13 protein-coding genes are annotated in these 15,203 nt (G+C 36.0%); 9 read left to right on the plus strand and 4 right to left on the minus strand.

Translation table 11 applies throughout. The annotated features are described in order from the left end of the window. The first annotated feature begins 121 nt into the window (after positions 1–121). Positions 122–1,306, plus strand: a complete 1,185-nt coding sequence (locus F968_RS08925; protein WP_004792351.1) for an acetyl-CoA C-acyltransferase — start codon at positions 122–124, stop codon at positions 1,304–1,306. Positions 1,307–1,439: 133 nt separating this feature from the next. On the opposite strand, the gene F968_RS08930 is transcribed toward F968_RS08925, so the two are convergent. From F968_RS08930 to F968_RS08945, 4 genes are all read right to left on the minus strand, one after another. Further along, positions 1,440–2,159, minus strand: coding sequence for a TorF family putative porin (locus F968_RS08930; RefSeq protein WP_004792353.1), 720 nt, complete (start codon positions 2,157–2,159; stop codon positions 1,440–1,442). Between the two features lie 104 nt (positions 2,160–2,263). Beyond that, positions 2,264–3,646, minus strand: a complete 1,383-nt coding sequence (locus F968_RS08935; protein ID WP_004792356.1) for an MFS transporter — start codon at positions 3,644–3,646, stop codon at positions 2,264–2,266. Between the two features lie 143 nt (positions 3,647–3,789). Beyond that, entirely contained in the window at positions 3,790–4,197 is a 408-nt protein-coding gene (locus F968_RS08940; protein ID WP_004792357.1) for a RidA family protein, read from the minus strand. 29 nt (positions 4,198–4,226) lie between these two features. Next, complete coding sequence (locus F968_RS08945; protein ID WP_004792358.1) at positions 4,227–5,069, minus strand: phytanoyl-CoA dioxygenase family protein; 843 nt, start codon at positions 5,067–5,069, stop codon at positions 4,227–4,229. 369 nt (positions 5,070–5,438) lie between these two features. On the opposite strand from F968_RS08945, the gene F968_RS08950 reads away from it, so the two are divergent. The 8 genes from F968_RS08950 (at position 5,439) to F968_RS08985 (ending at position 15,195) form a co-directional block, all read left to right on the plus strand. Beyond that, positions 5,439–7,241, plus strand: coding sequence for an acyl-CoA dehydrogenase C-terminal domain-containing protein (locus tag F968_RS08950; RefSeq protein WP_004792359.1), 1,803 nt, complete (start codon positions 5,439–5,441; stop codon positions 7,239–7,241). Positions 7,242–7,514: 273 nt separating this feature from the next. Then, a complete protein-coding gene (locus F968_RS08955; RefSeq protein ID WP_004792360.1) occupies positions 7,515–8,504 on the plus strand; it encodes a phosphotransferase family protein in 990 nt (329 codons plus the stop codon). Beyond that, positions 8,501–8,845, plus strand: a complete 345-nt coding sequence (locus F968_RS08960; protein WP_004792361.1) for a hypothetical protein — start codon at positions 8,501–8,503, stop codon at positions 8,843–8,845. The genes F968_RS08955 and F968_RS08960 overlap by 4 nt, the downstream gene beginning before the upstream one ends. Further along, on the plus strand, positions 8,838–9,566 hold the full coding sequence (locus F968_RS08965) for a histidine phosphatase family protein (RefSeq protein WP_004792362.1): 729 nt from the start codon (positions 8,838–8,840) through the stop codon (positions 9,564–9,566). Before F968_RS08960 ends, F968_RS08965 begins: the two co-directional genes overlap by 8 nt. After that, on the plus strand, positions 9,563–10,723 hold the full coding sequence (locus F968_RS08970) for an acyl-CoA dehydrogenase family protein (RefSeq protein ID WP_004792364.1): 1,161 nt from the start codon (positions 9,563–9,565) through the stop codon (positions 10,721–10,723). Before F968_RS08965 ends, F968_RS08970 begins: the two co-directional genes overlap by 4 nt. 19 nt (positions 10,724–10,742) lie before the next feature. Continuing rightward, the gene (locus F968_RS08975; protein ID WP_004792365.1) at positions 10,743–11,510 is read left to right on the plus strand and encodes an SDR family NAD(P)-dependent oxidoreductase; all 768 of its coding nucleotides are present in this window, start codon (positions 10,743–10,745) and stop codon (positions 11,508–11,510) included. Positions 11,511–11,533: 23 nt separating this feature from the next. Then, a complete protein-coding gene (locus tag F968_RS08980) occupies positions 11,534–13,417 on the plus strand; it encodes a sigma 54-interacting transcriptional regulator (RefSeq protein WP_004792367.1) in 1,884 nt (627 codons plus the stop codon). Between the two features lie 143 nt (positions 13,418–13,560). After that, complete coding sequence (locus F968_RS08985; protein WP_004792369.1) at positions 13,561–15,195, plus strand: long-chain-fatty-acid--CoA ligase; 1,635 nt, start codon at positions 13,561–13,563, stop codon at positions 15,193–15,195. Positions 15,196–15,203 lie beyond the last annotated feature (8 nt).

Genomic DNA, 15,203 nt, shown 5'->3' on the forward strand with positions numbered 1-15,203 from the left:
TTTGCCTAAAATTTATCAAACATACTTATAAGCTTAGAGCCACTTTAATAAGTTGAAATATCTTTAATACCTTAATTCCATTGCAATATTTCTATTTATTTCTCTTTTACAAGGAAGATTTATGATTGATGCAATAATTGTTTCAACAGCTCGTACACCTATTGGGAAAGCATATAAAGGTGCTTTTAATGCTACGCACTCACCAACAATGTTAGGGCATGCAATTAAACATGCCGTTGAGCGCGCAGGCATTGAACCGGATCGTATTGAAGATGCTGTTATTGGCTCGGTTTTAAATGCGGGTACGGCAGGAAATAACATCGCTCGAAATGGTTTATTCGCTGCTGGATTACCAGCGGTAATTGGTGCTCAAACAATTGATCGTCAATGTGCATCTGGTTTAATGGCGATCGCTACCGCAGCGAAACAAATTATGTATGACGGTATGCAAACCGTTATTGCTGGAGGTCAGGAAACTATTTCTGCTGTACAAAGCCGATATATGGAATGGGTGAAAGCTGAAGAGGACCCTAATGTTTTAGCTCATCAGCCTACAGCTTATATGCCAATGTTAGAGACCGCCGAGTTTGTTTCAAAAAAATATGGTATTTCTCGAGAAGCTCAAGATCAGTATGCCTTAGAGTCACAACTGCGTACAGCTCGTGCACAGACAGCCGGAATATTTGATAATGAAATTGTTCCTATCACAACTCAGATGATGATAACGGATAAAACTACCGGGATATCTTCATTTAAAGAAGTAATGTTAAGTCAGGATGAGGGAAATCGTCCAAGTACCACATTAGAGTCATTAAATAGTTTAGCTCCGGTCATTGAGGGAGGCGTAATTACTGCCGGAAATGCGAGCCAACTGTCTGATGGCGCAAGTGCTTGTGTTGTAATGAATGGGAAATTAGTAGAGCAGTTAGGTATTGAACCTTTAGGTATTTATCGTGGAATGACTGTTGTTGGAAATGCACCTGAAGAAATGGGTATTGGTCCTATTTACGCGATTCCTAAATTACTTAAACAACATGGTCTCTCAATAGATGATATTGGATTGTGGGAACTCAATGAGGCTTTTGCTTGCCAAGTATTATATTGCCGAGATCATCTAGGCATTGATCCAAATAAATACAATGTAAATGGAGGGAGTATTTCAATTGGCCATCCATATGGTATGACAGGATCAAGATTAGTAGGACATGCTTTACTTGAAGGTAAGCGACGTGGTGTGAAGTTTGTAGTGGTTTCAATGTGTATTGGTGGAGGAATGGGCGCTGCTGGATTATTTGAAGTCGTATAAAGTCAAAAATGACTGAACTACTGTTTGTATCGAAATAGAATAAGGTGCAAACAGTATTTTTTATAACAAATTAAATTATTATGAATAAAAAAGAGAACTTTTCCTGTTTAAGAAAAGTTCTCTATCTATTTAATTAAAAAGTCTTTTTTATACCAAATACTACAGTGGATGAACATTTATCTCCATATGCCATGATTTGTGTACATTCTGAATTCGTTAAATCAGTATCAGCATAAGAGAGTGTGTAATTAATATCATTATATTTTTTTCCTAACTCTACCTTGCGTGTAGTGTAATTATGACGGATATCACCATCCTCATTTCTTAATTGCATACCTAGATCATTATAGCCATAACGCATATCAAGCCAGACGTCATTAGGGAAATTATATTTATAACCTATATAACGATATTGAGCATTTGAGTTCTTTCCCCAGTCATAAAAGTAATTAAAAAAAGCCCCATAAGCATTCGCACTGATAAACCATTCCGTTACGTTGCCATCAGCCCAATTGGGATAGATAGTTTGACCTAACGAGGAGTAAACATACACTTTTTCATTAAATGCATGAAAATAGCCTGCCGTATAAGCTATTTCATATTTTGCTGGTACAACGACTACATCATAATTAGAAATTTGTGCAGAAATATCCCACCCTGATTTATGAGCGAGAGATACCAATCCTTGTACTACAGGTTTACCATCGCTCAGATCAAAACCTGAACGGCGATATTCCGACATAGCAGTAGCCGTAAAATTTAAATTTAAATCCTTGTTAATTTCAACTGCTTGAACCAGTGGCGAGGTTGCTGTAAAGCTTAAAAGAACAATTATAAGTTTTTTATTCAACATGATTTTTTCCTTAAATATCATGAAATTAAGTTGAGTTTTCCTAGCTTGCGATTAAAAATCGCAAGCTTATTTAAACTATGTGTTTGATTGAGAAGATGATTTGCTTATTCTTTACTGTTTACTATTTCAAGAGAGCGGTTAGTCGTGAGGGGGCCATATAACATCACTGGAATGGCGAATAGAATATACAATGCTGCGGCAGTGAACATGACACTTTGTATACCACCGTGGGTAAATAACCAAGCACCTAGGACTCCAGAGACTGCACCTCCAAAGCGACCAATGGAGATAATAATTCCACTTCCTAATGCTCGTAATTTTGTAGGCAATGATTCAGGAATATAAGTGTAATAGCCACTAATAATGATACCTGTCACTATGCAAGCAATACCGCCCGCAGCGATTAATTCCCACATTATATTTGATATCCCTAATACAATCAGAGGAATAGTCGTTAATGCCGACATTGCTAGAATTAAGGACTTGCGTTCAAAACGATCAAGTATAAACATGGTTATAAATGGAGTTACGCAGTAGATCACGTTCCATATAAAGAAAATATAGTAAGCTTTTTCTTCGGAATAATTTAAACCATAGACAAAAGAGTAAACTGCCCAATTGCCAAATAAGTAATATGCTAATGTTGAACCGAAGTACCCAACACCCATTACAATAATAGTAAGAACAACGGTTTTATTTGTGAACAGATCAGAAAGTTTTGCTTCTTTATAATGTTCTACAAATGAAATATTCGGCGTTTCTAATATTTTATTTTTTAATATCGCTTGTCTCTCAAATTTGCTAATAAGTCTTTCTGCTTGTTGATATTTTTTTCTGGCAATGTACCAACGCACAGATTCAGGGATATAAAAACGCATAAAAGGTGCAATGAGAAATCCAATACTACCTACATAAAAAAGATGACGCCAAGCATTATCACCACTGTTGGGTAAATAGAACAATGCTAAAGCGGAAGCGGCTACAGCTGAAAATGCGAAACCGATTGTGACCACCGACATAAAGCGACCACGAGTATTACTAGGAAACATTTCAGACACATATACGAGCAAAACTGAAGTTGCTGCCTGTACGCCGACTCCTGTGATTGTTCTTGAAAACAGCATTATTTCATAGTTGGGTGAGAGAGCTGTCAGAAGTGAACCGAATGAGTAGAGAAGAGTAGCCCACACCATGATGGAGCGCCGTCCAAATTTATCAGATAATCTTCCACCAATTAAGGCTCCAATAATCATACCAACGAAAAACATACTTCCTATAAGACCAATTTGTTCTGTACTATAATTTGTATGCGCCTTAATCGTTGGAGAAGCATATGCAAAAATTGCATTATCGTAATATTCCAGCATTAAATTTATTGCCAGCAATAATGCCCAAAAATAATGCATCCCCATAACCGGTAAACGATCTAAGCGAGCAAGAAGTTGGGCACCACTACCATTATCATTTATTGGGCCTGAATTACTCATATTAAAAACTCCATTTACTATTACGTAATTTAATCCATTGTTTTATCTATAATTAAGCATGAATACCTATCCTTATTCTATTAAGGAGGTTTATTTAGGCTTATTTGTATGAAAGTGATTATCTACAGCTTTAAGAGTTAAATTCATTTATCTCCACAGCCAATCACCGCTACTACACGTATTTCGATTTTGAATTCAGGCCGAGCTAGTTGAGATACCCCGATACTTGTCCAAGCAGGATAATTCTCTGTCAAATACTCATCTTTTACTGACATAAATTCAGCAATTTCTCCTCTTTGATCTGTATGGAAGGTGATGATTTCAACGATATCACTCATTTTTGCGCCAGCAGCACTGAGCACTTCTTTTATGTTCTCAAAGGTCTGACGCGCTTGTTTCTCCATGGATGGTTCTAAAACACCAGTTTCAAGATTTTCACCTACACATCCAGACACCCAAATCATATTGCCTACACGTACAGCAGCTGAAAAATGAAATGGATCGTAGTGTTTCTCTTTGCGTAAACCGGGGTTAATTAATTGTTTTTGCATTTTTTATTCCATTTTGAAGATTTTATTTATTAAGCAATTTTCTGAAAAATTGGTGATCTGAATAGATCTCCTTCATTCAGTTTTTCCATTTCTTCTCTAAAAAGAAATCCATTACGTGCATGGCTTGGATTTGAAGTAGGTAAACAACGAAACGTAGCATCATCGCCAAAGAAACGTAAAACTAATGTATGTCTAGTTGGACACTGTTCATCGACAGGAGCTCCGCCATGTAATGCTCTTGGATGAAGAATCACAACATCTCTTGGTTTTAAATCCCATGATAAAACGTCGTAAGCGTTTGGATTTTTTGATAGTTCTTCATCAATATGTGGTAAGCGAGGGTAAGTTCCATCACCCCATAATGGATCTGTTGGATCGTTTGGATTGCTGAAACTAGAACCATCATATTGGATACCATTATGAGATCCACGAATGACTTCTAAACAGTTTTTCTTGGGTAGTGATTGAAACGTAATCCAGGCATTGCCCCAATGTTTGCCAGCCCATGGAAGATTAGCTGTGTCTTGATGCCAAGGTCCTCGACCGCTGTTACCATTTTCTTTTGCAAAAATTTCTTCGGCGAAATACCAAACATTTTCAGATCCCCAAAGTTCTTGAAAAATCTTACCGAAAGGCAAAGTTTTTACTAAATTATCTAACTTATCTTTAGATAATGGATTTGCATTATCTATATGGGTTTGAAGTTTGGTGCCATCTAAAGCACGAAAGTTACTTGGCCCAGGATGAGTCATATTCCATTTGAATATTTCGTAGCAGTCTGAAATTTGCTTTTCAGTAAGGCAATTTTTAAAAAGAAAAGCGCCATCATTACGAAAAGCTTCTATCTGACTTTTGGTAGGCTTAATTTCCATATCATATTCCTTTGAATTTATAATAACTACAATAATTAATTTCCAAATCGTGTGAGGTTTTTTGGAAAAAATTATTAAATATATAGAGTTATGGGTGGTTCTCATCATGTTAAACCCATATCCTTATAATTTTTATTTATCCCAAATTATGACTATCTTTTGAGCTTAACTAATTTTTTATAATGAATAAAATGAATTAAACAAATGATTAACTATGCACAGTAGTTATTTTTATTCTTATTTTTTTGACTATATTTTCTTTCCAAAATCTATTGTTTCGTATGACGAAATAATTTTTTAAATACCCAATGACTTTAGGACCCAATTAGGAATATTGATTCCAAAATTGAAATGTAGGGAATAGTTAATATGCCAATGTATAAAGCACCACTTCGTGACATTAATTTTGTATTAAGCGATTTACTCGATTTTGAATCACTCTATACACAATATCCTCAGTCAAAAGAAAAAATGACCTCTGAAATAGTAGGTCCATATTTAGAAGTAGCAGCTGAATTTTGTGAAAAAGAATTGCATCCTTTAAACCAATTAGGAGATCAGCAAGGATGTAAGCTTCAAGATGGAGTAGTCATCACACCCGATGGTTTTAAGGAAGCCTACAAAAAATATATAGAATTAGGATTTCCCTCTTTAACAGGTAAGGAAGCGTTTGGAGGACAAGAATTCCCAGGATTATTATGGATCGCCATTTCAGAAATTTTGACGTCGACAAACTGGGCTTGGGGAATGTATTCAGGCTTATCCCATGGAGCAATGTATACCATTGAGAATCATGGAACAGATGAACAAAAAACAAAATTTTTAACTCCTTTAGTTTCTGGAGTATGGACTGGAACCATGTGCCTTACTGAGTCGCATGCAGGTTCAGATTTAGGCCAAATCCGAACTAAAGCTGTCCCGAATAGTGATGGTAGTTATGCTATTACAGGGGAAAAAATATTTATTTCAGCGGGTGAACATGATTTATCTGAAAATATTATTCATATTGTTTTAGCCCGCTTACCGAATGCTCCAAGTGGCACTAAGGGAATATCGTTATTTATTGTGCCAAAATTTAATCTTGATGCTGATGGAAATATTGATAGTCGTAACGGCGTAATCTGTAGTTCCTTAGAACATAAAATGGGTATCCATGGAAATGCAACATGTGTATTAAATTTTGAAAATGCTAAAGGTTTTCTAATTGGTGCTGAAAACCGTGGCTTAAATTGCATGTTTACCTTCATGAATTCAGCACGAGTATTTACAGCTGTACAAGGTTTAGCTGCATCTGAAGCTTCCTACCAAGGTGCGTTAGAATATGCAAAGGAACGTTTGGCTATGCGTTCAATATCTGGTCCAAAATTTCCAGATTTACCTGCCGATCCAATTATCGAACATCCAGCTGTGCGAAACATGCTTTTAACACAAAAAGTTTTTACTGAGGGTTCACGTGCATTAGCTTATTATTTATCAACTTATGTAGATATTGCTGAATTAGCTACAGATGAGTCTGAAAAAAAAGTAGCTGAAGATAAATTGGCATTACTGACTCCTATTGCAAAAGCATTTATAACAGAATTGGGAGTAGAAGTTGCTAAACATGGTATGCAGATTTATGGTGGGCATGGCTATATTTCTGAACATGGCATGGAACAAATTGCTAGAGATGTTCGCATTTCAACATTATATGAGGGAACTACCGAAATTCAGGCAATTGATTTATTAATTCGTAAAGTGATTGGTTCAAAAGGAAACTTATTATTTTTATTAACTGAAGAAATTCAGTCTTTTACAAAAGAACATCGCGGTATCGGTCTTACAGAGAATATGTTATCAAAGCTTGATCTACTCGTTAAAGAATGGCTTGATTTATCTACTTATATTCAGAGTAAGGTTCCAGAAAATCTGGATGAAGTTGGAGGAGTCGCTGTAGACTATCTATATTATTCTGGTTATGTGGTTTTTGCTTATTTATGGGCAAAGATGGCGATTGTCGCTCAAAAGAAAATTGACCAAGGAACCCAAGATGAGTTCTATTCTGCAAAAATCTCTACGGCACAATTCTATTTTGATAGAGTTCTACCGAGAACTTTAACTCATTCAGCGTTGATTAAATCAAATACAGAATCATTATTTAAGCTAAATCCTCAATCCTTCAAATTTGATTAACTTAATTTCATACGAAGCTGTTGATGGATACCATCGACAGCTTTTAGTGAACTAATTAAAAAACAAATCATCATATTTTTAAACTTCAATAAATTGATCCATCAAAATTTAAATTTTTAACAAAACACTTATTAACTCTCTGAAATGACAATATTTCAAAGGTGAAATTAATTTCATATTTGAAATGATTTCTTGTTTTTAAGTTATTGAATTTAAATTAAAAAATAGTGGCATATAAATTGCTCTAATGAATAGAGTTACAAGGAGTGAATAATGAATGCTAACCATATACTGCAATTGAGCGGATTATTGCAGGAAAATCTGGGGTTAATTCCTCATGAGATTCAGTTAAAAAAGATGAGTGGTGGAGCTATTCAAGAAAATTGGCTCGTTCAAACTCAAGATTTTGCCTTAGTCCTGCGAAAAAATGCTGAGTCTAGCGTAGAAGCCAGTTCAGATCGGGAGCAAGAGTTTTTACTTTTAGATCGCCTATATCATTTTGGAATTAAAGTCCCACAGCCGCTTTATTTTGAGAAGTCACCTAACTTTTTAAATAGTGATTTCTTCATTATGAAAAAAATTGATGGTGTAACAGAAGGCCATAAATTAGTCCGCATTGCTGAAGAAGAAAAAAGGAAAAAAATTACTCAAGAAATTGGTAAACAACTGGCCTTCATTCATGCCATTCAATCAGATGAAATATTAGAAAAATTACTTCCCAAACCGGATAAAGATCAATATCTAGAGAAAAAACTTAAAAGTTTTATAGAGCAGCTAGATAGCTTAAAAAGACATCGTCCAATTCTTGAGTATGCCATTCAATGGATGTTCAACAATATTCCAAAGGTAGATGATCTGGTGTTAGTCCATGGTGATTACCGTATAGGCAACATCATGATTAATGATGACCAGATTTCTGGAATTTTAGATTGGGAGTTTACCCAGTGGGGTGACCGTAGAGAAGATATAGGTTGGTTTACTTCTAAATGCTGGCGTTTTGGTCAAGATGAAAATATAGCTGGTGGTATAGGTTCATATAAGGACTTTGCCAAAGCCTATGCGGAAATTTCCGATATCTACATCCCTGAATTTGAAATGAAGTTCTGGCATGTGCTGTCTCATGTTCGATGGGCAATTATTGCCATGCAGCAGTCTGACCGAAACAATGAAATGACTACTCCATCACTTGAACTAGCCTTAACGGAATTTTTAGTTCCCCGCCTTGAAAAGAATATCTTGGAAATATTGGGAGAAAAAGAATGAAAGAGCAAAAAATGATTGACCTGATCAAAGCGAGTCAAGCCGTGATCAAGAATGAGCTTTTACCGCAATCGGGCAGTCAGAAATATAACTTGTTAATGCTGATGCGAAGCTTTGAAATTTTGCAGGCTTATATTTTGCAAAAGGAAACTTGTTCATTACATAGCTCAGGAATTTTACAAGATTATTTTTCTTTTCCAATCAAAGATGTTGATGATGCTATTCAATTGTTTATTGCCGATATACGTGAGGGTAAACAATCTGAGCATACATTTGAAATATTAAAAGCTCTTAATTCTGAAGACCTAAAAATTACTGAACCCAAGGTGGCCCATCATGGATAAGCATCGGCTACGTATTTATTTGGTTCGACATGGTCATGTTTCATATTTTGATGCAGATAATAATCCAATTAATCCTAAATTTGCCCAGTTATCTCAACGTGGAATAGAACAAATACAAGGTTTAGCGCATCAATTACGCGATATTAATTTTGAAAAAATTTATTCGTCTACCATGCCTCGTTCAATACAGACCGCAGAGATTCTGAATAGCTATCAAAACGAATCTAAAGACATTATGTCATTTGATGATATTCGAGAAATTAAAGCAGGGCGTTTAAGGGAAATTTCTTCTGATCGCGCTGAGCTGGAAATCAAAAAGGCTTATCAATTCCATAAAAACAATCTTGAATTGTTTGTACAAGGTGAAAGCTGGTCTCTCTTTATTACTCGTGTACTGACATGGTTTGAAAAGATAATTTTAACGGCGAACAAAGACCAGAATATTCTTATCTCTTCGCACGATATTGTGAACAGAATACTTATTAATTGGGTATATGGGCATGACTGTAAAGATGTTTATTCGCAGGAACAAGATTATGGCTGCTTAAACATTCTTGATCTAACGATTGAAAATCAAATTGTCATAAGTAAACGAATCAAACTCCAAAACTTCACTGCATATAATCTGATTAAAAATGAGCTATTTAATAGCGCTATGGATGATGTGTATGAAACTTATATCGCGACCCAAGGTTTTAAATTAAAGGAGCTCAGCTCATGATCACGCTATCTAATGAATTATTAGAATTACAACAAAAAGTAAGAGAATTTATCCAACAAGAGGTAATTCCATTAGAAAGTGATCCTCGTCAAGATAGCCATGGCCCTAGTGAAGTTTTACGCAGTGAATTAGTGAGTCGCGCACGCCGTTGGGGACTACTTACGCCACATGCAAGTCAGGAGATGGGAGGGCTTGGATGGTCGCACTTACAAAAGGCTGTGGCTTTTGAAGAAGCGGGGTATTCTGCTTTAGGTCCTATTGCTTTAAACATTCATGCGCCCGATGAAGGAAATATTCATCTATTAGATGCTGTTGCAAATGATGCACAAAAAGAAAGATGGTTAAGAAAGCTAGTCGCGGGGGAAATTAGATCCTGCTTTGCTATGACGGAACCTGCACCGGGTGCTGGCTCAGATCCATCTATGCTTCAAACAACCGCAATTGCTGATGGAGATGATTACGTTATTAATGGGCGTAAATGGTTAATTACAGGAGCAGAAGGAGCAAGTGTCGCTATTATTATGGCAAAGATGGAAGATGGCACTGCTTCTATGTTTTTAACAGATACGGATGTTGAGGGATTTATATTAGAAAAAAGTATGAATGCTATGGATTCATGTTTTTCGGGAGGACATGGCATTTTACGCTTTGAGAACTTACGTATACCTAAAGAAAATGTCTTAGGTGAAATTGGTAAAGGTTTTAAATATGCTCAAGTTCGCCTAGCCCCAGCTCGTTTAACCCATTGCATGAGATGGCTGGGACAAGCCAAGAGAGCACATGATATTGCTACTCAATATGCACGTGGGCGTCAATCTTTTGGTAAGAGATTAGGCGATCATCAAGGTGTGGGTTTTATGCTTGCTGATAATGAAATGGATATCTTAACGACTCGATTAGCCGTTCATTATTGCGCGCAAGTTTTAGATTTGGGCGAGAAAGGAAATTACGAGTCCAGTTTAGTTAAAGTGATCAGCTCTGAAGGTATATGGCGTGTGGTGGATCGGTCAGTTCAGATTTTAGGTGGCCAGGCCATGACGGATGAATCAGTAGTCTGCAAGATTTTTAAAGATGCACGCGGTTTCAGAATCTATGATGGAGCAAATGAAGTCCATCGCATGAGCATTGCTAAAAAGCTATTAGGGAAACAGGCATAATAAAGGGAGGTATAAAAGAATGAATATTTTTGATGTAAAAGATAAATATATTTTAATTACGGGTGCTTCAAGTGGTTTGGGTCATCATATGGCTGAATTGTTTGCTAAAGAAGGCGCTCATATTGTCATTTGTGCCAGACGGTTAGAACGATTGAAAGAGTTAGAGAGCTATATCAAAAATGAGTTTGGAGTAAAAGTTCATACTTTTTCATTAGATATAAATGACCGTTTAGCTGTAAAAGATATGCTCACTGCCTTAGAAGCAGAAGGAATCACAATAGATGTGTTAATTAATAATGCTGGAGTAGGTGATACCAAGCGTTTCTTAGATTATAACGATGAAGACTGGGATAAGATTGTAGATACCAACCTTAAAGCTCCTTGGCAATGTACACAAGAAGTTGTGCAGCATATGATTAAGGCTGGACAAAAAGGGTCGATCATCAATATCACTTCAATTCTTTCTCAGTCTACTAACCTTGGTGTTAGCCCGTACTGTGCGTCAAAAGCTGGATTACGCCATTTAACAGAAGTAATGGCAGTAGAGTTAGCTAGATTTGGTATAAATGTAAATGCCATCGCTCCAGGTTATATGATTACTGAAATTAATGAGGAATATTTAACGAGTGAGGCAGGGCAACAGCTTTTAAAGAAGATTCCTACAAGGAAGTTTGTAGAATTTGATGATTTAAATGGGCCTTTACTATTACTTGCTTCTCAAGCGGGCCAAGGCATCACAGGCATCGAAATTAAAGTCGACGGCGGTCATAGTTCCGCCCCTATATAAAACGTTTTTTAATGGAGTAAAAAATGCTAAATCGAAAACCAATTAATATTTTGGTCACCTATATTAATAAACCTAATATTAATGGTTTTCGTGCTTTGGTTGAGCAAGCTATAAAAGAAGTAGATTCTGATGAAATTGATTTGGTGGAATGTCATATTTCTGATGTACAAGATGTTGCTCAAACCTTAGTAGAAAATGGCTGTCAGATTCTTCTTTGTACGGGAGCTACAGCAAGTTTTCTACAAAAGAAATTAAATATAGATATTCAGGTTATTCGAACCGGCACTTTTGATGTCATTCAGGCCATATCAAATTTAAAACAATATAAGCGCATTGCTTTGGTTGGGAACACGTCTACAGTTGATCTTGAGAACTATTCGGATATTTTTGCTTTAGATATACAACAATTTAACTATGACTCATATTTAGATGCCAAGAAAACCATTCATTTAATTAAGAAGCAAGGCTTTGATGCCATTATTGGTTCGCCTGTTGCAGTAGAGCTGGCACTCAATGAAAATCTAGTCGGGCATTTAGCCATTAGTGTGCCGTCTTTAAAAGACTTGCTGCAAAATGCTTTGCGTACCCTTGAAAAGATCCGTAGGGAGCAGTACTCGACTTTACGTTTGACCGAGATTTTTAATCACTTAAATGAAGGTATTTGTTTTATCACAAAACAAAAAAAGATTTCTTTAATTAATAACTCCATGAGTGCTTTACTCGAAAAAGATCCTTCAGATGTATTAAACAAACCAGCATTAGAGATTTTTGAAGGGCTCAACTTTGATATCGATCAAGAAAATAGTCATCAACTCGTTCAATTTAAAAATCTAAAGCTTGCTGTATATATTTCCAAGCTAAAAAATGACTATATAGATGGCTATATCTTAAGAGTGCAGGAGTTAAATGCCTTAGAGCAGTCTAATAGTCAGTTTAGAAAGGTTTCATCAAAGAATTTTAATACAAGATATACCTTTGACCAGATTTTGACGCAGAACACTAATTTTCAACAAATTATCAAGTTATCAAAAGCATATGCAAAAACCGATAGTACGATTCTCATTACAGGTGAAAGTGGTACAGGTAAAGAAGTTTTAGCACAAAGTATTCATAATCATAGCAGTCGTTATAAAGCGCCTTTTGTTGCAATCAACTGTGCTTCTTTTCCCGAAAGCTTATTAGAAAGCGAATTATTTGGTTATGAGGAAGGTGCTTTTACTGGGGCTAAGAAAAATGGGCGTATTGGTCTCATTGAAGCGGCACATGCAGGTACGCTTTTTTTAGATGAAATTGGAGATATGCCATTACATCTACAAACTAGATTTTTACGAGTCTTACAAGAAAGACAAATTAACCGCTTAGGTTCAGTGGTGAGTCATCATTTAGATATACGTGTGATTGCTGCAACTCATGCGAACTTAGAAGAGTTAGTACGAAATGGGAGCTTTCGGGCAGATCTTTACTATCGTTTAAATATTTTAAGAGTGTATACGCCGTCTTTAAAAGAACGAAAAGAAGATATCTTGTATTTAGCCAATTCCTTTCTAGAGAAATATAGAAAAACACTGGATGATTTGCCAAATATTTTACAGAAGGCTTTTTTACACTATTCTTGGCCGGGCAATATCCGTGAACTTGAAAATATTGTTGAAAGAATCAATGTGCTGTTACAGCTTGATCATGAAATTTTAACTCCAGAATTTTTAAAGCAACAGTTACCCGAGCTATTTCAATCTCAAAATCACCACACGGCGCAACCTTTATTAAAAGAGGTAAAGGTTAATCAAGAGTTGAGTTTGATTGAGCAAACACTTTCAGAAGTAGATGGTGATTTAGACCTTGCTGCACAAAAACTCGGGATTAGTCGAACGACTTTATGGCGTAGAATGAAACTCATAAATCACTAATTTCAAAATTGAAATTTTTTCAAAAAAGAAAAATAAAAAACAAAGTAAGTTATTGAAAATAATGTAAAAATAATTTGGCATCATAGTTGCATTGACTCATATAAGCATCTGAATCAGTTGCTAAATTGTGTGAGGAAATAAGAATGACGAATGGATTAATGATGCATTGTAATTTAAACATTACTTCAATAATGCAGCATGCTTTGACAGTTTACGCAGATCAAGAAATTGTGACTTTGAAAGCAGATGGGATAAGTAAACACCGATATACATATAAAGATGCTTTCGAACGTGTAGCTCAGTTTGCCAATGCGCTAGACCGATTAAATATAAGTTCTGATGCTAAAGTCGGAACGATGGCATGGAACTCATATCAGCATTTTGAATTGCACTATGCCATTCCATGTACGGGAAAAATTTATCATACAATTAATCCTAAATTGGCGCCTGAACAACTCATTCAAATTATCAATTCTGCTCAAGATGAAGTACTCATTATTGAAGCAGATTGTTTGGCATTAGTTGATTCTATCTATGACAATATAAAGCAAGTCATAAAACAATTTATTGTGCTCGGTGACCCCAATAAAAATTTAAAAGCACAATTTGACTTTGTCTTTTATGAAGAACTCATTGCTCTAGAGCAGCCTCAATATGATTGGCCAGATATCCCAGAACAACGTGCAAGTGGACTTTGCTATACATCCGGTACAACAGGTGATCCCAAGGGTGTTCTTTATTCACATCGTAGTACAGTATTACATGCGTTAATACTCAGCATGCCAAATGCGATTGGTTTAACGCATGACAGTTGTATTATGCCATTGGTTCCTCTTTATCATATTAGTGCATGGGGAATGCCATTTAACGCCGTTTTATCTGGAGCAAAAATTGTTTGGCCTCACTCATTTGCCGGTCAGACTGAGAAAATTTTCAATTTGATCCAATCAGAGCATGTCGATATTTCTATGGCTGTTCCTACCATCTGGAATTCTTTTAAAAATTATTTTGAAGATCATCAGATTTCATCAGTCAGTTTAAAACGTGCGATTTCTGGTGGCTCCGCTGCACCATATTCACTAATTGAGTCTTTGAGCCAATATGGCGTTGCTGTTGAAAATGCTTGGGGAATGACTGAAACCAGTTCAATGGGAACTTGTAATCGATTAGATCAAATCAAAAACAATATTGAAACTCAATCAATTAAGTGCGGTAAACCTATCTTTGGCCTTTCAATGAGATTACGTGATGAGAATCATCAACTACTTCCTCACGATGGTGTTCATGAAGGCATTTTAGAAGTAAGAGGACATACGATTGCTGAGCAATATATCAATCAGCCTAAAACCTTAGATGAAAATAATACATGGTTTGATACAGGAGATATCGCATGCATAGATGAATATGGATATATGCATATTACAGACCGTGCCAAAGATATGATTAAGTCAGGAGGAGAGTGGGTCAGTAGTGTTGAAGTTGAAAATGCAGCGATGGGGTATGAAAAAGTTGCTGAAGCCGCTGTTATTGCTGCCAATCATCCAAAATGGGGTGAACGCCCACTTTTAATACTGGTGCCAAAATCTCCCGAACAAATTATTGAACATGAGGAAATTGTAGTTTTCCTATCCTCTAAATTACATAAATGGGCCATTCCGTCAGCAACGATATTAGTAGAAGAAATACCGCATACACCGACTGGAAAAATCAGTAAAAAGATATTGAGAGAACGGTATCACGACTATTTCATCAATAGTGCTTTTGCTGAATGTAAATAATGATCTAC

The organism is Acinetobacter sp. NIPH 817 (assembly GCF_000368405.1).
Taxonomy (GTDB): domain Bacteria; phylum Pseudomonadota; class Gammaproteobacteria; order Pseudomonadales; family Moraxellaceae; genus Acinetobacter.